This is a genomic window from Streptomyces sp. NBC_01408 (assembly GCF_026340255.1).
GTDB lineage: Bacteria > Actinomycetota > Actinomycetes > Streptomycetales > Streptomycetaceae > Streptomyces.
In genome coordinates this window covers 1-23,525 of the sequence record NZ_JAPEPJ010000003.1, presented here as the reverse complement: position 1 = coordinate 23,525, position 23,525 = coordinate 1, and the positions used below count along the sequence as shown (strand labels likewise).

Here is a 23,525-nt window from a genome sequence, read left to right as displayed (position 1 = left end):
CCGTCCCCGCCCTCAGCCGCCCCCGCGCGAGGCGGCCTCCAGTTGCCTCTTCGCGCGGCCGTCGGCAGCGGCGAGACCGGCCTCGATGTCGTCCAGGGCCCGGCGGGCCGTCGCGATGCGCTCCCTGACCTCGGTGGCCGGGTCGGGGCCCTTGCCGGGCGGCGGGACGCGGCTGGCCTCCTCCTCCATCTCACGGGCCTCGTCGAGGGAGTTGAGGACGACCCCGATGAGGACGTTCACCAGGACGAAGGAGGCGAGCAGCGCGTAGGAGGCGTAGTAGATGATGCTGAGCCGGGAGATCTGCAGCCCCGCGCGGACGGCGTCGGTGAGGCCGTCGAGCGTGGTCAGCAGGAACAGGGTGAGGGCGGCGCGGCCCACGGAGCCGTAGTGCTTCGGGTCGGATTCGGCGAAGCAGACCCAGCCGACCATGGCGTACACGTAGATCACCAGCGCGCCGATGAAGAGGAAGCTGGCGGTACCGGGCACGCTGCGGCCGACGGCGATCAGCAGGATCCGCAGGTGGGGCAGGAAGCGGGCGGTGCGCAGCACGCGGGCGAGGCGCAGGAGCCGCAGCAGGGTGGTGTTCTCGCGGACCAGCGGGACGAAGGCGGAGGCCACGATCGCGAGGTCGAAGAGGTTCCAGGGATCACGGAAGAATGCTTTCGGCCGGTCGGCGTACGCACCCATCCGCAGCAGCATCTCGACGGTGAACAGGGCGAGGCAGCATTCCTCGGCGGCCCGCAGCGCCTGCCGGTACTCGGCGGCGAGCCCGCTGTACGTCTCCACACCCATCAGGGCCGCGTTGAACAGGATCGCGCAGAAGACGACCACCCCGAAAGCCTGGGCCTCCGTGACCACCCGGCATCGGGCCGCCAGTCTCATGCGGCCGCGTCCGACCGACATCGGGTCCGTCATCTCACTCCTCGTGCTGGTCGTGCTCGTGTGCGACGTGGGACGGCGCCCGGCGGGGCGCGATGATCCGTACTGCTAACGCCCCACATCCGTTCGGGTTTCACCTTCGCGGCACGTCAACGCCCAGTGGCCGAACGGATCGGCGGACCAGCCGGTCCCGCGGCTACGCTTCGCAGCTCAGGAGCAGACATCAAGCAGGAGCGTGCCCAGTGCTCGAACCGGTCCAGGCGAACCCCTTCCCCGACAGCCACACCCTTGGCGAGGGCGCCGAGCCGCACCCGCTGCTGCGGCCCTTGCTGCCGCTGCTGGGGCGCTGGCACGGCCGGGGGCGCGGGGAGTACCCGACCCTGGAGCAGGACTTCCAGTACGAGCAGGAGGTCACCTTCAGCCACGACGGCCGGCCCTTCCTGCGCTACGAGGCCCGGGCGTGGCTGATCGACGGTACCGGGGCCGCGGTGCGGCCCGCGGGGCGGGAGGCCGGCTGGTGGCGGGTCACGCCCGACGCCTCCCTGGAGGTGGTGCTCACCCATCCCACCGGAATCGTCGAGATCCTGGTGGGACGGGTGTCGGGCGGGGAGATCGAGCTGGAGAGCAAGGACGTGGCCCGCACCCCGCTGGCCAAGGAGGTCACCGGTACGCGGCGCCGGTACAGCCTCCGTGACGGCGAACTGGCGTTCGTCCAGGAGATGGCGGCGGTGGGCCTGCCGATGCAGCACCACCTGGCGGCCCGGCTCCGGCGGTTCTGACGCCCGGCCGGCCCGCACAGGCGCGGCCGACGGCCGGCCCGCACAGACGCGGCCGGGCACGGGGCGTGCGGCGGGCGGACACATGATGCCCGCCCGCCCTTGCGGGGACCCCTGGTGCCGTGACCTAGTGCTGTGGCCGGAAGGGTTTGCCGGGTCGCGTCGTCCGGTGCGGTGCATCGCAAGGCGGAGGGCCGCGGCTCGTACTGGACGTACCGGCGCGGTCCGACAATGCGGCGAGGTGCCGTGCCGGGCGGCGCGACCCGGTGGACCTTTCCGGTCACAGCACTAGCTCTTGCCGAGCAGGCCCTTCATGGTGTCGATCTCGGCGGACTGGGAGGAGATGATGGCGTCCGCCATGGTCTTGGCCTCGGGGAAGGAGCCCTGGCTCTTCTCGGTCCTGGCCATCTCCACCGCCCCTTCGTGGTGCTTGATCATCAGCTCCATGAACGCGGTGTCGAACGCCTTGCCCGAGGTCTTCGACAGCTCGTCCATCTCCTCGGCGGACATCATGCCGCCGCCAGAGCCGTGCTGCGTGTGGTCCGCGGCGTCCGTGGTGCCCGCCGCGGGCACCGGCTCGCCCCAGGAGGCCAGCCACCCGGACAGGGTCTTGATCTCCGGGTCCTGAGCCTTCTTGATCTCCTCGGCGAGCCGCTTCACCTGCCCCGACTCCGCCCGGCCGGGCGCGAGGTCGGCCATCTCCACGGCCTGGCGGTGGTGGGGGATCATGCCCGTGGCGAAGGCGACGTCGGCGGCGTTGTGCCGGCCCGGCGTACCGGGGGCCGTCACCGACGGGGAGGCGGCGGGGTGCCCGTTGTGCCCGGCGGCGGCGCCACCGTCGTCCGAGCCGCAGGCGGCCAGGACGAGGGCGGCCGCGGAGGCGGTGACCACGGCGGCGGCGCGGCGGACGGGGGAACGGCGGAGGAACGAACGGTTCGAGGTCATGGTGGTGCAACTCCTTGAGCGAAGAGGTCAGGACGTGCCGGGGCGCGGCGCGCCCACCACCGGCGGAACCGGGGCGAGCGGGCGCCGAGCGGCGTCCTATATCCGTAGGAGTTGCAGCTCGGACAGGTCGGGCGGAGCCCGTCCCGTACGGGTGGCGGCCGGAGCCGCGCCGAGCAGCGCCGCGCCCGGAAGGGCCTCGTCCACGGCGGCGGGCAGCGGCGGCGGCGCGTACGCCGAGCCGACTCCGGCCGCCGCACAGGTCCCGTCCGCGTGATCGAGGTGCTCCGGGCCGTCGGCCGGATGGGAGCAGTCGGCGTCACCGTGGGCCCCGGCGGCCGGGTGCACCGCGTGGGCGGCCGGATGGGCCGCCGCCAGGGGCACCGGCCGCGGGCCCAGCCCGTGCATCGCCAGCACCCCGGCCAGCACCGTGAGCACCAGCAGCACGAAGCCCGGCCCGGCGGGGCGGCTCGTACGCTGCGCGGCGGCTCTCATGCGCTCATCGTACGAGCCGCCTGTCCACCGGGCCCGCCCGGTCCGCCCTTCGGGTTAGCGCCCGCGCGGATCCGTGCACGGATGCCCGACTTGGTCGGTATTGCCCGTTACGCGATATGATGTTCGGGAATTCATGCGCGCCGCCGGTCCTTCCTCCAGCACCTTCGTCCTGAGGGAGATCAGTCCCCATGGATCTCAACACCATCACCGAAGTCGTCCGGCGACCGTCCGATCGGCCAGGCACGGACTGGCGCGAAGGCGACGCCTGGCTCGCGGGCGGGACGTGGCTGTTCTCCGACGAGCAGCCGGACCTGCGCCGCCTGATCGACCTGACGGCGCTGAGCTGGGAGCCCCTGGTCCCGAGCGACGCGGGACTCGAAATCGGTGCGACGTGCACCATCCGCGACCTGTACGCCTTCGTCCCGCCCGAGGACTGGACCGCAGGCGCCCTCCTCGCGACGAGCTGCGAGGCCTTCCTGTCCTCGTTCAAGGTCTGGAACTCGGCGACCGTGGGCGGAAACATCTGCATGTCCCTGCCCGCCGGCCCGATGATCACGCTCACCGTCGCACTGGAGGCGCAGTACGGGCTGGAGGCCACCGACGGATCCGCGCGCACCGTGGACGCCCTCGACTTCGTGACCGGCAACCATCGGAACGTTCTCGCACCCGGGGAGATCCTGCGGCGCATCGACATTCCGGCGCGCGCCCTGCGCAAACGCACCGCGCACCGCCGGTTCACCCTGACGCACCTCGGCCGTTCGACCGTCTTCCTCATCGGTACGCAGACACCGGGAACGAGCGACCTGCTGCTCACGCTCACCGCCGGCACCACACGGCCCGTACGCCTCGCCTTCGACAGCATGCCCGACGAGCGGACCCTGCAGCAGAGCATCGACGTCATCCCGCCCGACGCCTGGTTCGCGGATCCCAACGGGACGCCCGGCCACCGCCGCCACCTGACACAGCACTTCGCCGAAGAGATTCGACGCGAACTCATGACGGGGGGACCGGCATGACGTACGTCGTGAACGGCCGGAACTTCGACGAGGAACCCGCCCCCGGCCAGTGCCTGCGTACCTTCCTCCGCTCACTCGGCCACTTCGGCGTCAAGAAGGGCTGCGACGCGGGTGACTGCGGCGCATGCACGGTGTGGCTGGACGGTGAGCCGGTCCACAGCTGCATCACCCCGGCCTTCCGCGCGGACGGCCGTGAGGTGACCACGATCGAGGGGCTCGGCTCACCGGGCAGCCTGCACCCCATGCAGCGGCAGTTCCGCGACGCCCCGGGGTTCCAGTGCGGTTTCTGCACCGCAGGGATGATCATGACCTCGGCGACGTTCACCGAGGCCCAGAAGGCGGACCTGCCCCGCGCGTTGAAGGGCAACCTCTGCCGCTGCACCGGCTACCGGGGCATCGAGGACGCCGTGAAGGGCGTCACCGGCGTGGAGACGGCCGCACCGGGAAAGGCCGTCGGGACGAGCGTCAGGGCGCCGGCCGCCAACGACGTGGTGACCGGGCGCGCCGAGTTCACGATGGACACCCACATCGACGGCATGCTGCACCTGAAGGTGCTGCACTCGCCCCACGCGCACGCCCGGATCGTCTCGATCGACAAGACCGCGGCGCTCGCCGTTCCCGGCGTGCACCGCGTCTACACCTGGGAAGACGTACCGCGTAAGCGTTTCACCACGGCGATCCACACCGACCACCTCGTCGACCCGGACGACACCTACATCCTCGACCACACGGTCCGCTTCGCCGGCCAGCGCGTGGTCGCGGTCCTGGCCGACACGGTCGGCGCGGCGGAGGAGGGCTGCCGGAGGGTCGCGGTCGAGTACGAGGTGCTGCCCGCCGTGTTCGATCCCGAGGAGGCGATGGCCGAGGGGGCACCGCAACTGCACGGCGCGGAGGACGCGTTCGCCCTCGACCCCGTCCACAACGTCCTGCTGGAGATCCATTCGCAGGTCGGTGACGTCGACGCGGGATTCGCCGCGGCCGACGTGATCCACGAGGGGACGTACTTCTCGCCGCGCGTGCAGCACGCTCACCTGGAGACCCACGGCTCGATCGCCTGGATGGAGAACGGCCGGCTGAACGTCCGTACCAGTTCACAGTCCCCGTCGATCGCGAAGGTCAAGCTCGCGCACCTGTTCGCGCTGCGCCCCGACCAGCTGCGGGTGTTCTGCAAACGAGTGGGCGGTGGCTTCGGCGGCAAGCAGGAAGTGATCTCGGAGGACCTGGTCGCGCTCGCCACCCTCGACACCGGGCGGCCCGTCTGCTTCGAGTACACGCGCGAGGAGGAGTTCACCACCGCCTCCCCGCGGCATCCGATGACGCTGACGGTCAAGCTCGGCGCGAAGGCGGACGGCACGCTCACGGCGTTCCAGGTCCGCAACGTGTCGAACACGGGCGCCTACGGCAATCACGGCGGCGAGACGCTGTACGCGGGCGGGGCCGCCATCATGATCTACCGCTGCCCCAACAAGAAGTACGACGCGTACTCCGTCTACACGAACACCGTGCCGAGCGGGGCGCTGCGCGGCTACGGGATGACGCAGCCGGCGTACGCCGTGGAATCGGCGATGCACGAACTGGCACTCGCGCTCCACATGGACCCGCTCGAACTGCGCCGGCGCAACATCGTGCGCCCGGGTGATCCGCTCGTCGCCATGCACGAAGGCCCCGACGACGTGATGTTCACCGAGGACGGGCTCGGGAAGTGCATCGCCCTGGTCGACGAGGCCATGGCCCGGACGGCCGATGAGCCGCCCCCCGGCCCCGGGTGGCTCGTCGGGACCGGCGTCGCGAGTTCACTGCACGAGACCGCGCCCCCGACCGAGCACATCTCCGAGGCCTGGGTCACGCTCGGCGACGACCTCATGTACGAACTGGCCGTCGGAACCGTCGAATTCGGTGAGGGAACGTCGACCGCGCACGTCCAGATCGCGGCCGGTCAGCTGGGCACGACACCTTCGCGGATCCGTCTGGTGCAGTCCGACACCGACCGCACGGGATTCGACACCGGCGCCTTCGCGAGCGCGGGCCTCTTCGTGTCGGGCAACGCGGTACTGCGGGCGGCCAATGCCGTGCGCGACCGCATCCTGGAGTTCGCCGCCGCGCACACGGGTATCCACGTGGTGATGTGCTCGATGGACGACGGGGGAGTGGTCTGCGGCGACCACCGCGTTTCGCTGGCCGAGCTGGTCGCGCTGGCGCGAGCGCGCGGAATCCGCTTCACCGCCGCCCGCAAGGCCTACGGTTCACCCCGGAGCGTCACCTCCAATACGCAGGGGTTCCGGATCGCCGTCCATCGGGTGACGGGCGAGATCCGCATCCTGTACAGCGTCCAGGCGACCGATGCCGGCCTCGTCATCAACCCCGAGCAGGTCCGCGGACAGGTGGAGGGCGGTGTGGCCCAGGGGATCGGATTCGCGTTGACCGAGAACTTCCAGGTCGACGCGGACGGCGTCATGGCCAACCCGAACTTCCGCAACTACCGCATCCCCACCTACGCCGACATCCCCCGCACCGAGGTGCTCCTGGTGGACTCGGCGGACTCGGTCGGCCCCATGCGGTCGAAGGGGATGGCGGAATGCTGCATCAACCCGGTGGCCCCCGCCCTGGCGAACGCACTCCACGACGCCACGGGCATCCGCTACCGCGCGCTGCCCCTGACTCCGGAACGCATCTACAGCCGGCTGGGCGAAAGCCAGTCGGCCCCGACGACGGCCTGAGCTCATGAGCACCGAGAAGATCGAAGACGCCGCGGCGACGGCCATCATCGGCCAGAAGGTGGTGCCCGGGGTGGAGCGGGAGTACGAGGCGTGGCAGGAGGAGGTCCTTGCCGCTTCCGCCGAATACCCCGGCTACCTCGGCGCCGAGACCTCCCCGCCGACGGCCCTGCAACCCGACTGGGTCGTCGTCTACCGGTTCGACTCGATCGCCCATCTCCAGGCGTGGATCAACAGTGCGACCAGGCAGCGTCTCCTCGACGTCGGCCGGAAGTACTGCGACGGCCCGGCAACGCAGCAGGTGGTCAGCGGTGGCACACAGCCGGCGGATCCCCTGGTGACCGTTGTGGTCACCCACCGCGTCCACCCGGACCAGGTCGACGACTTCCTCGCCTGGCAGCACCACATGAGCCAGGAGGAGAGCAAGTTCGAAGGCTTCCGGGGCAGCGAGCTCTTCCGCCCGATCGAAGGGCTCCAGGACGAATGGACGACGCTGTACCGGTACGACAACGCCGCGCACCTCGACGCCTGGCTGGGGTCGGAAAAGCGGCAGGAGCTCCTTGCCGAGGGAGAGAAGTTCGACGACTTCAAACTCCGCACGATCGACAACTCCTTCGGCAGCTGGTTCGCCTTCGAGGAGAACGGCAAGGAAGCGCCGCCGCCCTCCGAGACCAGGACCTCCATCGCGGTCTGGGTCGGCCTGTACCCGACCGTCGTCCTGCTGACGCTCGCCCTGCACCCGCTGGGAATGCCCTTCTGGCTGGGGCTGCTCGTGGGCAACCTGCTCTCGAGCTTCCTCATGAGCTTCTTCACGATGCCCTACTACGTGAACCCGCTGCTCAGACGCTGGCTGCGCCCGTCCCCGGACGAGTCGAGGACGAGGACCAACCTCATCGGCCTCGGCATCGTCGCCGTGGTGACCGTCTTCTGGGCCGTCCTCTTCTATCTCGTCACGACCCAGTTCTGGACACTGCCCTGACCGGCTGCGCGCCGCCGCCCCGGAGTACACCCGGCGTGATGACCCCGTCACCCCACGCGCCTTCGGGAAATCTGCACAGCGTGTGCGTCATCGGGACCCCCGCCCTCCACAGCTCCGCGATATGCCGGATATATTCCGTCCGTTTGGTGGGGGTGTGCCCTGCTGTGTTCCGTGTAAAGGACAGGCGGCGCATATCTGTTACTCGATCCTGTGGAGAACTCGTCACCATTCGGTGAATGAACCTTCCCGTCGGCCGTCAGAGGTGGTCATCTGCCCGCGACGGGGGCGTCAACGGGATTGGCCGGGTCGCCCGTTCGCGTGCTTTCATCTGGGCACCGCGGCAGTTGAAGGAATGGCGGCCGAGTTCCGAGCCGCCGGGCCGCCGCGGGAATGCAGAACTCCCCCCAATGAAAGGTGCGCGACATGCGTAACGACCTCGAGACCCGTGAGATGGCCGACTCCGAGCTGGACGCCGTGTCCGGCGGCATCATCAGCATCAACGGTGGCCTCGCCGGCGCCGTGACCAGCGACGTCAACGACGTGGTCGGCGTCGTGGGCTCCCTCCACACCGTCCAGGCCGCGCAGGGTCTCGTCTCCAACGTCCCCGGCCTCGTCTCGGGCATCACCGGTGTTTCGCTGAACACCGGTCGCGCCGGTCTCTGAGTGGGATTCCCCATGAACCCCGGAGCATCCCCCACGGCTCCGGGGTTCATGGCTGCCCGCGTGCCCGACCGATTCGAATGCAGTTGAAGGAATAGTCCGTGCAGTTTCGCCAAAAGGCGCTTTCCAAGCTGCAATCGCCCGAAGAACTCGATCTGCCCGTACGCTTCGCGCGCCCGCAAGGGCGGCTCGTACTGGCCGTCACGGTCGTCGTCATGGCCGCCGCGAGCTTCTGGGCCCTCACCGGCACCGTGGCCCCCAAACTGAGCGCACCCGGCATCCTCACCCACGCCGACGGCAGTTACGTGCTGCAGAGCCCGGTCGCGGGACAGGTCACCGCGGTCCTCGCCGAGGAGGGCCGCCTGCTGACCCCCGGCACGCCCCTGCTCAACGTGCGTACGGAGCAGGGCGACCAGCCCGTGCGCGCGGTGACCGGCGGCCTGTTGAGGACACTGGTCGCCAAGGTGGGTTCGGTCGTCACGGCCGGCGCGGACGTGGCGACCCTGGAACACGTGAAGAGCACGGACGATCCGCTGGTGGCCGTGCTGTACGTGCCCGGCGGCAGCGGCTCGGCGATCACCGTGGGCGCCCCGGTCGACCTGAGCGTGCAGTCCGTGCCCCAGCACCAGTTCGGCACGCTGCGCGGCCGCGTCAAGGCGATCGGCCGCGCGCCCCAGACACAGGCGCAGATCAGCGGTTTCCTCGGCGACAGCGGGCTCGCCGAACAGTTCTCCCGGCAGGGCAGCCCCGTCGCGGTGCTCGTGCAACTGGAGCGCTCCGCCACCACCAAGTCCGGCCACCAGTGGTCCTCCACAGATGGACCCCCGTACGCCGTCGACACCGCGACGCCGGTCACCGGAGCCGTCCACCTCGCCGCGCAGCGACCCGTCGACTGGCTGCTGCCATGACCGCGCCGCAGACCGGAGCGCCCCCCGAAGCACCCCGGCTCCCTCCCGCCGGACGCCGACGCCACCGCCCCGAGCCCAAGGGCGGCGGCGCGCGCCGCAAGGCCGCCCCCGCCCCCAGGACCAGGACGCCCCGTCCCGTACGCACCCGTACCGTGCTGCAGATGGAGGCCGTGGAGTGCGGCGCCGCCGCCCTGGCCATGGTGCTCGGCCACTACCGCCGCTTCGTCCCCTTGGAGGAGCTGCGCATCGCCTGCGGAGTCTCCCGGGACGGCTCCCGCGCCAGCAACCTCCTCAAGGCCGCCCGCGGTTACGGGCTGAAGGCCAAGGGCATGCAGATGGACCTGGCCGCGCTCGCCGAGGTCAGCGCCCCGGCCGTCCTCTTCTGGGAGTTCAACCACTACGTCGTCTACGACGGCATGGGCCACCGCCTCGGCCGCAAGGGCGTGTACGTCAACGACCCGGGAAAGGGCCGCAGGTTCGTCCCCATGGACGAGTTCGACACCAGCTTCACCGGTGTCGTGCTCACCTTCGAGCCCGGCGAGGACTTCCGGCGCGGCGGCCGCAAGCCGGGCGTCATGGGGGCCATGCCGGCCCGCCTGCGCGGCACTTCGGGCACCATGGCCGCCGCCGTGATCTCCAGCATCCTGCTCGTGGCCGTCGGCGCGGCGGTGCCCGCACTGAGCCGCACGTACATCGACATGTTCCTCATCGGGGAGCAGACGTCCCTGCTGGGCGTGCTGTTCGCGTCGATGGCCGTCACCCTGGTGCTCACCGCGGCCCTCACCGCCCTTCAGCAGGCCAACCTGCTGCGCGGGCGCATCATCTCCTCCACCCTGGGCAGCGCCCGCTTCCTGCGGCACCTGCTCAGACTCCCCGTCGCCTTCTACTCCCAGCGCAACCCCGCCGACCTGGTCCAGCGCCTCCAGTCCAACGACGCCGTCGCCGAGACCCTCGCCCGGGACCTCGCCGCCGCGGGCGTGGACGCCGTGGTGGTCGTGCTCTACGCGGTGCTGCTGTGGACGTACGACCCGCAGCTCACCCTCGTCGGCGTGATGATCGCGCTCCTCAACGTCGTGGCCATGCGGATCGTGATCCACCTGAGGGCCACCGGCACCCAGAAACTGCGCGCCGAGAGCGCCCGGCTGACGAACACCTCCTACAGCGGTCTCCAGCTCATCGAGACGATGAAGGCCACCGGCGGCGAGGACGGCTTCTTCCGCCGCTGGGCCGGACAGCACGCGGTCACCCTCGACGTGCAGCAGCGGCTCGGCGTGCCCAGCGCGTGGCTGGCGATCGTCGCCCCCACGCTGGCCGCGCTCAACAGCGCCCTGATCCTGATGATCGGCGGCCTGCGGGCGGTGGAGGGGCATCTGTCCGTGGGCCTGCTCGTCGCCTTCCAGGCCCTGGTGACCAGCTTCACCGCGCCGATCTCCCGTCTGGGCGGCGTCGCCGGCCGGATCCAGGACTTCGCGGCCGACGTCGCCCGCCTCAAGGACGTCGAGAACTTCCCCGTCGACCCGGTCTACTCGCGGCGCGAGCCCGCCGCGGGCACCCGCCGCCTCAAGGGCCACGTGGAACTGGACGCCATCACCTTCGGGTACAGCCCGCTGGACGCCCCGCTCCTCAAGGACTTCTCGCTCTCGGTCGGCCCCGGCCGGCAGGTCGCGCTCGTCGGCGGATCCGGCAGCGGCAAGTCCACCGTCTCCCGGCTGATCTCCGGCCTCCACACGCCCTGGGCGGGCGCCATCCGCATCGACGGGATGCGGCTGGAGGACATCCCGCGCGGGGTGCTGGCCGCCTCCGTCTCCTTCGTCGACCAGGACGTCTTCCTCTTCGAGGGCACCGTCCGCGACAACGTCGCCCTGTGGGACCCCTCCATCCCGGACGAGGCCGTCACCGCCGCCCTCCAGGACGCGGCCGTCCACGACGTGGTCGCCCGCCGCCCCGGCGGCATCCACAGCCGCGTCGAACAGGACGGCCGGAACTTCTCCGGCGGCCAGCGCCAGCGCCTGGAGATCGCCCGGGCGCTGGTGCGCCGCCCCAGCGTCATGGTCCTCGACGAGGTGACCAGTGCCCTGGACGCGGTGACCGAACAGATCATCATCGACAACCTGCGCCGCCGCGGCTGCGCCTGCGTGGTCATCGCCCACCGGCTGAGCACGGTGCGCGACAGCGACGAGATCGTCGTACTCGACCGGGGCACGGTCGTGGAACGCGGGCGGCACGAGCACCTGGTCGCCGCGCGGGGCCCGTACGCCGCACTGGTCAAGGAGCACTGAGGTGACGTACCCGCACCACACCACGGCCGGGCAGCCGGGCCCGGCCCCGGGCCAGGACTCCGACGCGGTCCTCGCGGCCCTGGGCGGACTGGGCCGGCCGGTCGACTGCACGGGCCTGCGCAGCCTGTCGCTGGAGGGCCCGCTCGTCCTGTGGCTCGTCGTACAGGGCGAGTTGGACCTCTTCGCCGTCGATGCCGCACAGGCCGGGCACTGGCACTTCCTGGGCCGGCTGGAGACGGGCACCCTGCTGCTGGGCCCGGCCGAGGGACCCGAGCACACCCTGGTCGGCCGGCCCCTGCCCGGCTGCCGGCTGCGCCGCATCGAGCTGCGGGAGCTGCCCGCCCCCGAGTACGGCGTACCGTTCCACGGCGGCCAGTGGTGGGACGGCCAAGGGGAGTACGGCGCCCCCGCCGCCCCGCCGAGCCCGCTCGAGGACGCCTTCGCCCGCGGTCTCGGCCGCGGCCTGCGGGTGCTCTACCAGGCGCCGCTGGACGGCCGCGCCACCACCGAGCGGGCGGCCGACGACGACATCCTGTGGATGCGGATCACCCCCGGCAGCGTGCAGTACGGAGCCGCGTACGAGGCGGAGGCCGTGGGCACCCTCCTCGTCGACGCGGCGATGTGGCAGGGCATGGTCGACCAGCAGTACCGGCTGCTGTACGCCCTGGACCACTGGATCGAACAGCTCGAACGCGACCACGAGGACCGTACGGCGGCCGGCATCGCGGCCGGCCGGGCAGCCCGCACCCAGGCGGACCGGGCGCTGCTGGCTTCCATCGACCGCTCCGGCAGCCGTTCCCACCGCGGCGCGAGCGTCGACGCGACCTTCGCCGTGTGCCGCCTGGTCGCCGACGAGGCCCGCATCACCCTGTCCGAGCGGAGCGAGGCGAGCGCCACGTCCGAGCGGATGGACCCCGTCGAACGCATCGCGCTCGCCTCGCGGATCCGCACGCGCGTGGTCAGGCTCAGCGGGCGCTGGTGGAAGGAGAACAGCGGTCCCCTGGTGGGCCGGCGGGAGAAGGACGGGACCCCGGTCGCCCTGCTGTGGCGGCGTGGTGGCTACGAGGCGGTCGACCCCGCCACCGGCACGCGTGAGCGCATCGGCAAGGGAAGCAACGGAGGCAACGGAGGCAACGGAGGCAAGGGCGGCAAGGGCGGAAACGGCGGCAAGGCCGATGCGTCCGCCTTCGAACCGCGCGCCGTCATGCTCTACCGCCCACTGCCCGACGGACGGGTTGGCCTGGCGGCGCTGCTGCGCTTCAGCGTCCGCGGCACCCTCCCCGAGCTGCGCAGCCTGCTCGTCGGCGGGCTGGTCGCGATGGTCCTGGGCGCGCTGGTGCCCATCGCCACCGGCAAGGTGCTCGGCCAGTACGTGCCCAAGGCCGAGAACAGCCTCATCGTGCAGACCGCGCTGGCACTCATCGCGACCGGCGTCGTCTCCGCCGCCTTCATGCTGCTGCAGAACATCTCCATCCTGCGCATGGAGGGCCGCATCGAGGCCACGTTGCAGCCGGCGGTGTGGGACCGGCTGCTGCGGCTGCCGACGACCTTCTTCGCGGGCCGCTCCACCGGCGAACTGGCCAGCGCCGCCATGGGTATCAGCGCCATCCGCCGCGTGCTCTCCGGCATCGGCACGGTGTCCGTGCAGGCCGCCGCGGTCGGCACGATGAACCTCGTACTGCTGCTCGTCTACAGCGTGCCGCTGGCGCTGGCGGCGGCCGCCATGCTGCTCGTCATCGCCGCGGTCTTCCTGGGTCTGGGGCTGTGGCAGCTGCGCTACCAGCGCCGGCTGATCAAGCTCGGCAACCAGCTGAACAACCAGGCCTTCCAGACCCTGCGCGGGCTGCCCAAGCTGCGCGTCGCCGCGGCCGAGAGCTTCGCCTACGCCGCCTGGGCGCGGGAGTTCGCCCGTACGCGCGAGCTGCAGCAGCGCATAGGCCGGATCCAGAACGTCATCACGGTGCTGGGCGCGGTCTACCTGCCGCTGTGCACGCTGGTGATGTTCATGCTGCTGGCGGGACCGGCCCGCGGAGCCATGTCCGCGAGCGGGTTCCTCACCTTCAGCACCGCCCTGACGATGCTGCTGTCCTCGGTCACGCAGCTGACCGGCGCGCTCATCTCGGCCGCCGCGGTGCTGCCGATGTTCGAGCAGGTCAAACCGGTCCTGCGGGAGACCCCCGAGGCGGGCCGCTCCAGCACCCGACCGGGTGCGCTGACCGGCGCCGTCGAGGCCAAGGGCCTGTCCTACCGCTACGGCGACGACGGCCCACTCGTCCTCCACGACATCGACTTCCAGGTCCGGCCGGGCGAGTTCGTCGCGATCGTCGGGGCCAGCGGCTGCGGCAAGTCGACCCTGCTGAGGCTGCTCATCGGCTTCGACAAGCCCGTGGCGGGCAGCGTGCTCTACGACGGCCAGGACCTGGCCGCGCTCGACCAGGCGGCCGTGCGCCGCCAGTGCGGCGTCGTCCTGCAGAACGCCCAGCCCTTCACCGGGTCCATCCTCGACTGCATATGCGGCGCCGGGACGTTCACGCTCGAGGAGGCCTGGGAGGCTGCCACGATGGCGGGCCTGGCCGAGGACATCAAGGCCATGCCGATGGGCATGCACACCATGCTGTCCGACGGCGGCACCACGGTCTCGGGCGGCCAGCGCCAGCGGCTGATGATCGCCCAGGCCCTCATCCGCAAGCCGCGCGTCCTGTTCTTCGACGAGGCCACCAGCGCGCTGGACAACGAAGCCCAGCGCGTGGTCATCGAATCCACCCGCACCCTGCACGCCACCCGCATCGTGATCGCCCACCGGCTGTCCACGATCATGGACGCCGACCGGGTGATCGCCATGTCGGACGGCCGGATCGTCCAGCAGGGCCGCCCCGCCGACCTCCTCGCCGACCCGGCCGGCCTCTTCCACGACCTGGTCCGCCGCCAGCTCCAATGACCCGGCGGTGCTCTACGGCAGCGGGCTCCTGCCACGGAACTCCGCGGAGTACGCCGGTCACTCCGGGGAGACCGCCCGGCGTCGCGACCGGAAAGGTCCACAGGGCAGACCTCCCCGGCCACGGCACCAACGGCACTAGGGCGCGTATCGAGTCGTGATCATCGGGTGGTCCTGGTGAGGTCTTTGATCCAGATCATCGAGGCGTGCAGGTGGAGACTGGCGAGGTAGCTGTCGGGAGTCTTGTCGTATCGGGTGTCTCACCGTCCCAGTTCCGGCCTCCTGGTACGTCACGCTCTGGGGCGGGTGAGGCACGTGGAGCCGACGTGAGCCGACCGGTGCACTGATGTCCGGGCGGGGACTCATGGGACATGGCCCGGCACCCGGCTCAGGTTCCGGGGAGGATACGGCGCGTTTCGTAGGCCCACATCGCGATCTCGACCCGGTTGCGGGCGCCGAGTTTGCCCATCAGGCTGGCCAGATGCGTCTTCACCGTGCTGAGGCTGATGTGCAGTGCATCGGCGATCTCGGTGTTGGTCAGCCCGCGAGCGACGGCGAGGAGCACCTGCTCCTCGCGGGCGGTGACGGGGGAGACCGGCTGGGCCACGGGCCGGCCGGCGGGCAGGTCCGCGAATGCCTGGAGCAGACGGACGGTGACGCTGGGCGCAATGAGCGCCTCACCGCCGGACGCCGACCGTACGGCCTGGGCCAGAAGGTCCGGTCCCGTGTCCTTGAGGAGGAATCCGCGGGCGCCGGCACGCAGCGCGCCGTAGACGTACTCGTCGAGGTCGAACGTGGTGATGACGACCACGGCCAGCGGGTCGGCGACGCCCGGGCCGGCGACCAGCCGGGTGGCCTCGAGCCCGTCGAGTACGGGCATGCGGATGTCGAACAGACAGACGTCGGGGCGCAGTTCGCGGGCCAGACGTACCGCCTCCCGCCCGTCGGCGGCCTCGCCGACCACCTCGATGCCGGGCTGGGCGTTCAGCATGATCCGCAACCCGGTGCGGATGATCGTCTGGTCGTCAGCGACGAGGACGCGAATGGACACCGCTCTCGCTCCTCGCTCTCGGCAGTTCGGCGTCGACATGCCAGCCCCGGTCGGTACCCGGGCCGGCTCGTAGTGTGCCGCCGAGCAGCGTCGCGCGCTCGCGCAATCCGGTAAGTCCGTATCCGTCGCGACCCCGGCCGGTGCGCCGGCCGTTGTCGCGCACGCTCACCCGCACCATGTGCCGTTCCGCGGCGACCCGGACGACGACCTCGGTCGCGTCGACCGCATGGCGCAGCGCGTTGGTCACCGACTCCTGCACGATCCGGTAGACGGCCGCGTCCACGGCCGGGGGCAGCGCGTCCAGCTCGCCGTCGAGCCCCAGGTCGACCCTGACGCGACCACCCGGGGTGCGCACCAGGCGCTCCAGATCCGCGACACCGGCAGGCGGCGCCAGCTCGGCGCCGACCCCGCGGTCGCGCAGCGCGGCGACCATGGCGCGCATTTCCTCCAGCGTGCGCGCTCCTTCCTCCTCGACCCCCTCCAGCGCCTCGACGGCGGCGGACGGGTCGGTGCCCGCGAGAACCCGGCCCGCCTGAGCGATGATCACCATGGCCGACACGTGGTGGGCCACCGTGTCGTGCAGTTCCCGGGCGAGCTGCTCGCGCTCGCGGGAGCGCACCTGGTCCAACTGCCGCTCGCGAGCGGTCACCCGGAACCGCACTGCAGCCCCGACCACGCCGGGCAGCAGCAGGAAGACGAAGCCCCCGACCTCTTCGACGACCGGGGTCTCGTACGTGACGGTCGCCAGGGTGCAGGCCGCGAGGATCACCGCGCCACCGAGCACAATCTCCCGTCCCGATCCCCACCGGGGCAGCGCGTACACCAGCACGAGCACGACCGCGCCGGTGTCCAGGCCGACGGGCTCGCGCGGTGCGGCGACGAGCGAGGCCACTTGAAGCAGGATCACCGAGCCGAACGCCAGCTTGACCATCGCCAGCGGGCGGGTCCGGCGCCACAGGGGCAGCAGGCACAGCCATACGGCGAACACCACCGCCACCGGCCGCCACACGACGTTCTCGCGCAGGGTGGCCTCCAGCGCCACACCGGCAAGGCCCGCGGCGAGCAGCGCCCAGTCCCGCCGCACCCGGGCGGGCGCGCCGGGCGGCCGGGGTTCGGTCCACAGGGTTCGCAGGTCGTCTCGGAGCACGGTTCTCAGCCTAGGGACCGCGGCGTGCCGCGCATCGGCCGAAAGGACGGGTCGTCACTCCGCCCTGGGGCCGAGGGATCCGCAGCCCCAGGGCCGATGCCGCGGAGCGCCGTGGCGACGAGCCTCGGCATCGGCGGCCGTACAAGGACGGCCGACGAGGTGGTTGGAGGACCCGATGCTCTCGAAAGCCCTGTTGCGCCTGGGCGCAAGCGCCGCCCGCCATCCCTGGCGGGTGATCGCGGCATGGCTGATCGCCGCCACGCTCACCGTCCTCGCCGCCGTCGCCTTCGGCGGGCGGACCGCGGACTCGATGACCGCCCCGGGACTGGACTCCGGACAGGCCGCGGAACTGATCGAGCGGGCAGGCACCGGCCAGGAGGGGATGACCGCCCAAGTGGTCGTCACCCCCCTCGACGGCGGTGCGACGTTCTTCGACCACGGCAGCGCGCGCACCGCTCTCACGCGGCTGCAGACCGAGGTGGAGCGGCTGCCGCACGTGCTCGGCACGAGCGACCCGGCGGGGGCACTCGACGCGGGCGGGGACACCGCCGTGCGCGGCGGCCTCGTTTCGGCCGACGGGCGGATCGCAGTCGTCCGGGTGCAGTACCCCGACCAGAGCCGGCTGTCGGCCGAAGACCTCGACGCCCTCGTCGATCTCGGCGACCGGCTGCGCGCCGAGCTGCCCCTGCGCATCGAGATGGGCGGGAACCTCTTCTACGCCTTCTCCGACCCCGACGGCGGCGCGAGCGAGCTGATCGGCCTCCTCGCCGCGGCCGCGATCCTGTTCCTGGCGTTCGGTTCGCTCGTCGCCGCCGCGCTGCCGATCGGCATGGCGGTCTTCGGGCTGACCATCGGGGTCGCCACGATGACGGTACTGGCGGGGGTGACAGAGGTCCCCACCTTCGCACCGGTCCTGGGCAGCATGGTCGGGCTCGGAGTGGGCATCGACTACGCGCTGTTCGTGCTCGCCAGGCACCGGGAGTACCTCGCGTGCGGGCTCGATCCGCAGGCGGCGGCCGGACGAGCGGTGGCAACGGCGGGTCGGCCGGTGGTCTTCGCCGGCGGCACCGTCGTCGTATCGATCCTCGGCCTGGCGGTCGCGAACGTGCCGTTCATGACGGTGGGCGGGGTTGCCGTCTCGATCGTCGTCCTGACGATGGTGCTCGCGTCGGTGACGCTGCTGCCGGCCTTCCTCGGCGCGGCGGGCCCGCGCCTGGCCCGGGCCGGCCGGATCGGCCGGGCTCTGCAGACCAGGAAGCTGGGCCGACTCGCACGGCGGCGGGACCCGGCGGCAGGCGCCGCCCACGCCGCCGGGTGGCGTCGCTGGATCGGGCACGTCAGCCAGCACCCGGTGCCGTACGCGGTCGGCGCGGCGGGGCTGCTGCTGACCGCGACGCTGCCCGTGCTCGGCCTGCGCGTCGGCCTGCCCGACGACGGCTCACTGCCCCACAGCCGTACCGAGCGCCGGGCCTACGACCTCGTCGCCGAGGGGTTCGGCCCGGGCACCAACGGTCCCCTCGTCATCGCCGCGGACCCCACCGGTGATCCGGGAGTGCTGGACCGACTCGTCGCAACGGTCGCGGCGGATCCGGGCATCGCATCCGTCGCGCCGACGCACATCGATCAGGCCACCGGCATCGCGACCCTCGTGGTGTTCCCGACCACCAGCCCTCAGGACAAGGCCACGGCCGACACCATCGCCCGGCTGCGCACCGACGTGCTGCCCACGGCGATCGGGCACGGCCCGGCCAGGGCCCACGTCGGCGGCGCCGCCGCGAGCCTGTCCGATGTGGGCCAACGCACCAGCCAACGCCTGCCGGTGTTCGTCGCCGCCGTGCTGGCGATGTCGTTCCTGCTGCTGATGCTGGTCTTCCGCTCGATACTCGTACCGCTCAAGGCGGTACTGCTGAACCTGCTGAGCATCGGCGCGGCCTACGGCATCATGGTCGCGGTCTTCCAGTGGGGCTGGGGAGGTGCACTCATCGGGCTGGAAGCGACGGTTCCGATCGTGTCGTTCATCCCGATGTTCCTCTTCGCCATCCTGTTCGGCCTGTCGATGGACTACGAGGTGTTCCTCCTCTCCCGCGTACGCGAGGAGTACCTGCGCACCGGCGACAACGGCACGGCGATCGTTGAGGGTGTCTCGCGCACCGCCCGGATCATCACCTCGGCCGCCCTCATCATGGTGGCGGTCTTCCTGTCCTTCGCCGTCGCCGAGGACCCCTCCACCAAAATGTTCGGGCTCGGCCTGGCCACCGCGATCTTCATCGACGCCACGGTCGTACGCATGGTGCTGGTACCGGCGACCATGACACTCCTCGGCCGGACCAACTGGTGGCTGCCGAAGTGGCTGGACCGGATGCTTCCCCGCGGCCCGGTCGGCACCGACGACACCGACGCGGAATCCACGGGTGAGGCCCCGCCTCCACGGCTGGTTGACCGTTGACTCAACTCCTGCCCGCCCTTGGCGTCCGGCACCTCAGCGCGTCACCCAGGGGCATATCGAACCGTGATCATCGGGTGGTCCTGGTGAGGTCCTTGATCCAGATCATCGAGGCGCGCAGGTGGAGATCGGCGAGGTAGCTGTCGGGAGTCTTGTCGTATCGGGTGGCGATGCCTCGCCATGCTTTGAGCTTGTTGATCAGGCGTTCGACGGTGTTCCGCTCCTTGTAGAGATCGGCGTCGCGGCTGACGGGTCGGCCACCTCTGGAGCCCTTCTTCTTCCTGTTGGCGGCCTGGTCCTTCTTCTCCGGGATGACCGCCTTGATACGGCGTTTGCGCAGGTGGGCGCGGATCCGCGGGACGAGTACGCCTTGTCCCCGGCGACCGCGTCCGGCCGGATGCGGGGTCGGCAGACGGGCCCGCGTACCCGTACCTTCTTCAGGACGGGGATGAACTGCGGGCTGTCCGCTGCCTGGCCTGTGGTCAGGATGAACGCCAGCGGGCGGCACTTGCGGTCGGCGGCGAGGTGGACCTTGCTGGTCTGCCCGCCTCTGGAACGTCCGAGGAGGGCGGCCTTCAGCCGGAGTTTCCGCCGACGCCGGATGCGTCGTCGTTCTTCCAGCGCGGGATCACCTTCGGTCTCTTGCCCGTTTTGCTCTTCGAGGCCGCCCCCTTTGACCTGGCCTTCTCCTCCTCGGCCGCGGCTTTCTCCAGGGCGGTGACGACGTCCTCGTCGAGGTGCATCCCGGCCGCGTCGTGGTGGGCTCGGGCGGTGGTGGAGTCGATGCTGACCAGGGACAGGTCCACCTCACCCCGCTTCGCGGCTTCCGTGATCAGGCCCTCCAGCAGGGCCTCGAAGACGCCGGCGTCACGCCACTGCCGGAAGCGGTTGTGGACGGTCGACCAGGCGCCGAACTCCGTCGGCATCTCCCGCCACTGCCCGCCCGTCTTGAACCGCCAGATCACGCCCTCGAACTGCTGCCGCAGTCGCTCGGGGTACGGGCCGTACTCGCCCATCGGCAGGTACGGCTCGATGAACTCCCAATCCGGATCGGTCAGTTGCACTCGCGTCACGTAAGACCGTCTATCGGACCGGACCGTGCCACGAAGGCACATCCCGCAAATTGATCACGACTCGATACGCGCCCTAGGCGACCGCGTGGAGCAGCAGCTTCGCGGCCACCGTCGTCCCGTCGGTGCGGATCGTGCCGGCCACGGCGGTCGCTCGTGCGCGGGTCCCGGGGGCCAGGGCCGTCCTGAGCGCGGCCGACAGGGACTCGGTGGTCGGGGCAGGACCGTCGTGTGCCACGCCGATGCCCAGCTCGGCCACGCGGTCGGCCCAGTACGGCTGGTCCGCCCCCTGCGCCACCACCACCTGCGGCGCACCGGCCCCGGTGGCGGTCGTCGTCGTGCCCGCGCTGCCGTGGTGCACGACGGCGGCCGTCCGGAGGAACAGCGCCCGCTGGTTGACCTCGCCGACGACGAAGCAGTCGTCCTGGTCGTCGATCAGGTCCAGCTCGGCCCAGCCGCGGTAGACGACCGCGCGGCGGCCCTGCGCGCGGATCGCCTCGACGGCGACCCGGGCGAGTTCCTTCGGGGCGCTCATCGGCATGCTGCCGAATCCCACGTACACCGGTGGTGCACCGGCGTCCAGGAAGGCCACCAACTCGTCCGGGAGCGGGCGTTCGTCGGCCGGCAGCCACGCGCCGGTCTGCACCACGTCGAGGTCCGCCGTCGGTTGCCACGGGTCCAGGACCGGGTCCGTGGCCAGCCACGGGCGGTCGGTGAAGGCGTAGTCGCGGATGCTGTCCACCGGTGGCAGGCCGAACGACGCCCGCTGGGTGTTGAGCATGTCGCCGAACATCGTGTTCGCGATCCGGGCGTCCCGGTCCCACAGCGCCCGGTTGTCGGTGGCCTCCGGCACCGTCTGGCCCCGCCGCGCGGGCGGCCGGCGGTACGGCGACGGCAGGCTGACCGGCTGGTGACTCACGTGCACGTAGCGGATGCCGAGCTTCTCGGCCACCGACCGCGCGCCCGCCGTGACCGGCAACGGGCCGGTCGCCACCAGCACTTCACACCCCTCGGCGGCCGCGGCGACCGTGTCGAACTGCGCGGCCATCAGCTCGGAAGCGCGCTGCGCCAGGCCCTCCGCCGACCCCGGCGTCACCGAGACCACCAACGGGCGCACGGGCCGACCGGCGGGCACCACCGGCACACCGACCCCGGCCAGCCGCTCCGCGAACTCCTCGTCCGGCGGCGCACACACGCGCACCTCCGCGCCCAGCTCCCGCAACGCCACCGCGAGCCCCACCATCGGCTCAACGCTCCCACGCGCCCCGTACGTCGACAACAACACACGCATTCTTCGCGACCCCCATGTCCGCAGATTCAGCCTTACCCGCTGATTCTGCGTCACACCCCGAGTCTTGTCGTAAGCCCCCCGGTGCGCTGTACGCGGCCTCCGAACCGCGGCGTGCCCTTCTCCAGGCACAGAGACACGTGGCATCACATGGCGCCGGGTGGCACCGTCCGGCGCCACTCGGCGCCATTCCGCGTTCCAGAAGGTGCCTGATCGCCCGCGGTGTCACCATGGCTCACTCCGCCTGCTTCGTATTGCCGCAGCTCAGATGGTGTATTCGAAAATTCACCCCAGGCGGGGCGCTGTCAGACTTGCAGAGTGCGCCACTGTGGTGCCATGATGGCGCCATGGACCTCACCCCGTATGTCGACACCCTCCGCCGCGAACTCGCGGTGGCCGCCGAAGCGGGCGGGGAAGATGCCCGCGAGCTGGCCGAACGGCTCACCGCTCCGCTGGAGTCGGCGACCCGTCTGACCATGCTCAATGTGCTCTCCGCCGCGATGGACGAGATCACCCGCGAGCTCGCCCCCGGCTCGGTCGACGTACGGCTGCGCGGGCTGGAGCCCGACTTCGTGGTGACGCTGCCGCCCACCGGTGGCGGCCCCGCGGAAGCGCCCGCCGCGCCCGCCGAACCGCTGAGGGCGCAGGCGCCGGCCGACGGCGACGAGGGCGGCACCGCCCGCGTCAATCTGCGTCTGCCGGCCCACCTCAAGGCACGCGCCGAGGAGGCCGCGAGCCGCGAGGGCCTGTCGGTCAACGCGTGGCTGGTCCGGGCCGTGTCGGCCGCGGTCGAGGGCGGTGGCGCGCCGCGTACGACGGAGAGGGCCCGCACCATCGGACAGAACTTCACGGGCTGGGTCCGCTAGCCGAGCCCGCGCCTGCCCCACGTCACCCACACCACGTCCCGCCAGCGGGGACGTCCTGAAGACCCAAGAGGACAGGACAGCCATGCCTTCTTTCGACACTCCCGAACCGATCTCGGCCACGGCGCACGTGGAGGCCGGTTCCATCCAGTTCACCGCGAGTGACCGCCTCGACACCGTGGTCGAGGTGCGGCCCCGCGATCCGAAGCGGGACCAGGACGTACGGGCGGCCGGCCAGACCGAGGTTACGTACGCGGGCGGCGTCCTGACCGTCAGGACGCCCAAGCAGCGCTCTCTCCTCGGGCGCACCGGCACCGTCGACGTGACGGTCGAACTGCCCACGGGCTCGGGCGTCGACATGACCGGCGCCTGGGCCCAGGTGCTCGGCGAGGGCCGGCTCGGTGAGGTCCGGGTGAAGACCTCGGCCGGTGACGTCCGCCTCGACGCGACCGGGCCGCTGCACCTGACCGCCTCCCACGGTTCGATCACCGTCGACCGGATCGAGGGCATGGCCGAGATCAGCACCAGCTCCGGCAGCCTGCGCGTCGGCACCGTCAACGGTTCCGCCGTCCTGAAGAACTCGCACGGCACCACGACCGTCGGCGCCGTGACCGGCGACCTGCGGGTGAGTGGCTCCAACGGCGACATCGACATCGCGCGCGCCGAGGCCTCGGTCGTCGCCACCACCGCCCACGGCACCCTGCGCGTGGGTGAAGTGGCCCGCAGCACCGTCCGGTTGGAGACCTCCTACGGAGCCATCGAGGTCGGCATCCGCGAGGGCACCGCCGCCTGGCTCGACGTCAGCTCGGGCTCCGGCCAGGTGCGCAACACGCTCGCCGCCTCCGAGGCCCCGGAGAAGGCCGAGGACACCGTCGAGGTCCGCGCCCGGACCCGCTACGGCAACATCGACGTGCGCCGGGCCCGGGCCTGAGCACAGGCCCGCGAACCCGCCCGCTCAGCCTCACTTCCCCCCCACTCGCCCCTGTCCCTTCAGCCTTCGAACGGGAGGGCTCCATGCCTTCTTCTGTCATGCCCACGCCAAGGCAGGGCGGTGCGCAGCCCGCCGCCGTCTCCACCGTC

At 71.3% G+C, this 23,525-nt stretch carries 17 protein-coding genes and 1 pseudogene; 11 read left to right on the top strand and 7 right to left on the bottom strand.

The annotated features are described in order from the left end of the window. Positions 1-12: 12 nt before the first annotated feature. Positions 13-915, bottom strand: coding sequence for an ion transporter (locus OG447_RS28030; RefSeq protein WP_266940216.1), 903 nt, complete (start codon positions 913-915; stop codon positions 13-15). Between the two features lie 206 nt (positions 916-1,121). Here OG447_RS28030 and OG447_RS28025 point away from each other — a divergent pair, with 206 nt between their 5' ends. Then, positions 1,122-1,658 carry an FABP family protein gene (locus OG447_RS28025; RefSeq protein ID WP_266940215.1) on the top strand — a complete coding sequence of 179 codons (537 nt, stop codon included), beginning with the start codon at positions 1,122-1,124 and terminating at the stop codon, positions 1,656-1,658. 285 nt (positions 1,659-1,943) lie between these two features. Here OG447_RS28025 and OG447_RS28020 read toward each other — a convergent pair whose 3' ends face one another. Both OG447_RS28020 and OG447_RS28015 read right to left on the bottom strand, forming a co-directional pair. Then, entirely contained in the window at positions 1,944-2,600 is a 657-nt protein-coding gene (locus OG447_RS28020) for a DUF305 domain-containing protein (protein ID WP_266940213.1), read from the bottom strand. Between the two features lie 96 nt (positions 2,601-2,696). Next, complete coding sequence (locus OG447_RS28015) at positions 2,697-3,092, bottom strand: DUF6153 family protein (RefSeq protein ID WP_266940212.1); 396 nt, start codon at positions 3,090-3,092, stop codon at positions 2,697-2,699. A gap of 188 nt (positions 3,093-3,280) precedes the next feature. On the opposite strand from OG447_RS28015, the gene OG447_RS28010 reads away from it, so the two are divergent. The 7 genes from OG447_RS28010 to OG447_RS27980 all read left to right on the top strand — a co-directional run bounded on the left by OG447_RS28010 (position 3,281) and on the right by OG447_RS27980 (position 14,586). Next, positions 3,281-4,108 carry an FAD binding domain-containing protein gene (locus tag OG447_RS28010; protein WP_266940211.1) on the top strand — a complete coding sequence of 276 codons (828 nt, stop codon included), beginning with the start codon at positions 3,281-3,283 and terminating at the stop codon, positions 4,106-4,108. Continuing rightward, a complete protein-coding gene (locus OG447_RS28005) occupies positions 4,105-6,825 on the top strand; it encodes a molybdopterin-dependent oxidoreductase (RefSeq protein ID WP_266940210.1) in 2,721 nt (906 codons plus the stop codon). Before OG447_RS28010 ends, OG447_RS28005 begins: the two co-directional genes overlap by 4 nt. Before the next feature lie 4 nt (positions 6,826-6,829). Then, positions 6,830-7,801, top strand: coding sequence for an antibiotic biosynthesis monooxygenase (locus OG447_RS28000; RefSeq protein WP_266940209.1), 972 nt, complete (start codon positions 6,830-6,832; stop codon positions 7,799-7,801). Between the two features lie 423 nt (positions 7,802-8,224). Next, positions 8,225-8,464, top strand: coding sequence for a hypothetical protein (locus OG447_RS27995; RefSeq protein WP_266940208.1), 240 nt, complete (start codon positions 8,225-8,227; stop codon positions 8,462-8,464). Between the two features lie 98 nt (positions 8,465-8,562). Next, the gene (locus OG447_RS27990) at positions 8,563-9,369 is read left to right on the top strand and encodes an HlyD family efflux transporter periplasmic adaptor subunit (protein WP_266940207.1); all 807 of its coding nucleotides are present in this window, start codon (positions 8,563-8,565) and stop codon (positions 9,367-9,369) included. Next, a complete protein-coding gene (locus OG447_RS27985; protein WP_266940206.1) occupies positions 9,366-11,648 on the top strand; it encodes an NHLP family bacteriocin export ABC transporter peptidase/permease/ATPase subunit in 2,283 nt (760 codons plus the stop codon). Before OG447_RS27990 ends, OG447_RS27985 begins: the two co-directional genes overlap by 4 nt. 1 nt (position 11,649) lies before the next feature. Beyond that, positions 11,650-14,586, top strand: a complete 2,937-nt coding sequence (locus tag OG447_RS27980; RefSeq protein ID WP_266940205.1) for an NHLP bacteriocin export ABC transporter permease/ATPase subunit — start codon at positions 11,650-11,652, stop codon at positions 14,584-14,586. Between the two features lie 385 nt (positions 14,587-14,971). Here the strand turns inward: OG447_RS27980 and OG447_RS27975 are convergent, their stop codons facing one another. After that, positions 14,972-15,634, bottom strand: a complete 663-nt coding sequence (locus OG447_RS27975) for a response regulator transcription factor (RefSeq protein WP_266940204.1) — start codon at positions 15,632-15,634, stop codon at positions 14,972-14,974. After that, complete coding sequence (locus tag OG447_RS27970; RefSeq protein ID WP_266940203.1) at positions 15,609-16,781, bottom strand: sensor histidine kinase; 1,173 nt, start codon at positions 16,779-16,781, stop codon at positions 15,609-15,611. Before OG447_RS27970 ends, OG447_RS27975 begins: the two co-directional genes overlap by 26 nt. Before the next feature lie 175 nt (positions 16,782-16,956). Between OG447_RS27970 and OG447_RS27965 the strand changes: the two genes are divergently transcribed. Then, positions 16,957-19,227, top strand: a complete 2,271-nt coding sequence (locus OG447_RS27965) for an MMPL family transporter (protein ID WP_266940202.1) — start codon at positions 16,957-16,959, stop codon at positions 19,225-19,227. A 67-nt stretch (positions 19,228-19,294) separates the two neighbouring features. On the opposite strand, the pseudogene OG447_RS27960 reads toward OG447_RS27965, so the two are convergent. Together OG447_RS27960 and OG447_RS27955 are read right to left on the bottom strand one after the other, a co-directional pair. After that, a pseudogene (locus OG447_RS27960) lies at positions 19,295-20,297 on the bottom strand (IS5 family transposase). A 73-nt stretch (positions 20,298-20,370) separates the two neighbouring features. Further along, positions 20,371-21,537, bottom strand: a complete 1,167-nt coding sequence (locus tag OG447_RS27955) for a glycosyltransferase (protein ID WP_266940200.1) — start codon at positions 21,535-21,537, stop codon at positions 20,371-20,373. 392 nt (positions 21,538-21,929) lie between these two features. On the opposite strand from OG447_RS27955, the gene OG447_RS27950 reads away from it, so the two are divergent. Together OG447_RS27950 and OG447_RS27945 are read left to right on the top strand one after the other, a co-directional pair. Continuing rightward, positions 21,930-22,448 carry a toxin-antitoxin system HicB family antitoxin gene (locus OG447_RS27950; protein ID WP_266940198.1) on the top strand — a complete coding sequence of 173 codons (519 nt, stop codon included), beginning with the start codon at positions 21,930-21,932 and terminating at the stop codon, positions 22,446-22,448. An 82-nt stretch (positions 22,449-22,530) separates the two neighbouring features. Next, complete coding sequence (locus OG447_RS27945; protein WP_266940196.1) at positions 22,531-23,376, top strand: DUF4097 family beta strand repeat-containing protein; 846 nt, start codon at positions 22,531-22,533, stop codon at positions 23,374-23,376. Positions 23,377-23,525: the final 149 nt, after the last annotated feature.

What these genes read in the sequence shown, in the direction of transcription:
- OG447_RS28030 (WP_266940216.1), bottom strand. Translation starts at nt 915, where the DNA reads ATGACGGACCCGATGTCGGTCGGACGCGGCCGCATGAGACTGGCGGCC.
- OG447_RS28020 (WP_266940213.1), bottom strand. Translation starts at nt 2,600, where the DNA reads ATGACCTCGAACCGTTCGTTCCTCCGCCGTTCCCCCGTCCGCCGCGCC.
- OG447_RS28015 (WP_266940212.1), bottom strand. Translation starts at nt 3,092, where the DNA reads ATGAGAGCCGCCGCGCAGCGTACGAGCCGCCCCGCCGGGCCGGGCTTC.
- OG447_RS28010 (WP_266940211.1), top strand. Translation starts at nt 3,281, where the DNA reads ATGGATCTCAACACCATCACCGAAGTCGTCCGGCGACCGTCCGATCGG.
- OG447_RS28005 (WP_266940210.1), top strand. Translation starts at nt 4,105, where the DNA reads ATGACGTACGTCGTGAACGGCCGGAACTTCGACGAGGAACCCGCCCCC.
- OG447_RS28000 (WP_266940209.1), top strand. Translation starts at nt 6,830, where the DNA reads ATGAGCACCGAGAAGATCGAAGACGCCGCGGCGACGGCCATCATCGGC.
- OG447_RS27995 (WP_266940208.1), top strand. Translation starts at nt 8,225, where the DNA reads ATGCGTAACGACCTCGAGACCCGTGAGATGGCCGACTCCGAGCTGGAC.
- OG447_RS27985 (WP_266940206.1), top strand. Translation starts at nt 9,366, where the DNA reads ATGACCGCGCCGCAGACCGGAGCGCCCCCCGAAGCACCCCGGCTCCCT.
- OG447_RS27965 (WP_266940202.1), top strand. Translation starts at nt 16,957, where the DNA reads ATGCTCTCGAAAGCCCTGTTGCGCCTGGGCGCAAGCGCCGCCCGCCAT.
- OG447_RS27955 (WP_266940200.1), bottom strand. Translation starts at nt 21,537, where the DNA reads ATGGTGGGGCTCGCGGTGGCGTTGCGGGAGCTGGGCGCGGAGGTGCGC.
- OG447_RS27950 (WP_266940198.1), top strand. Translation starts at nt 21,930, where the DNA reads ATGGACCTCACCCCGTATGTCGACACCCTCCGCCGCGAACTCGCGGTG.
- OG447_RS27945 (WP_266940196.1), top strand. Translation starts at nt 22,531, where the DNA reads ATGCCTTCTTTCGACACTCCCGAACCGATCTCGGCCACGGCGCACGTG.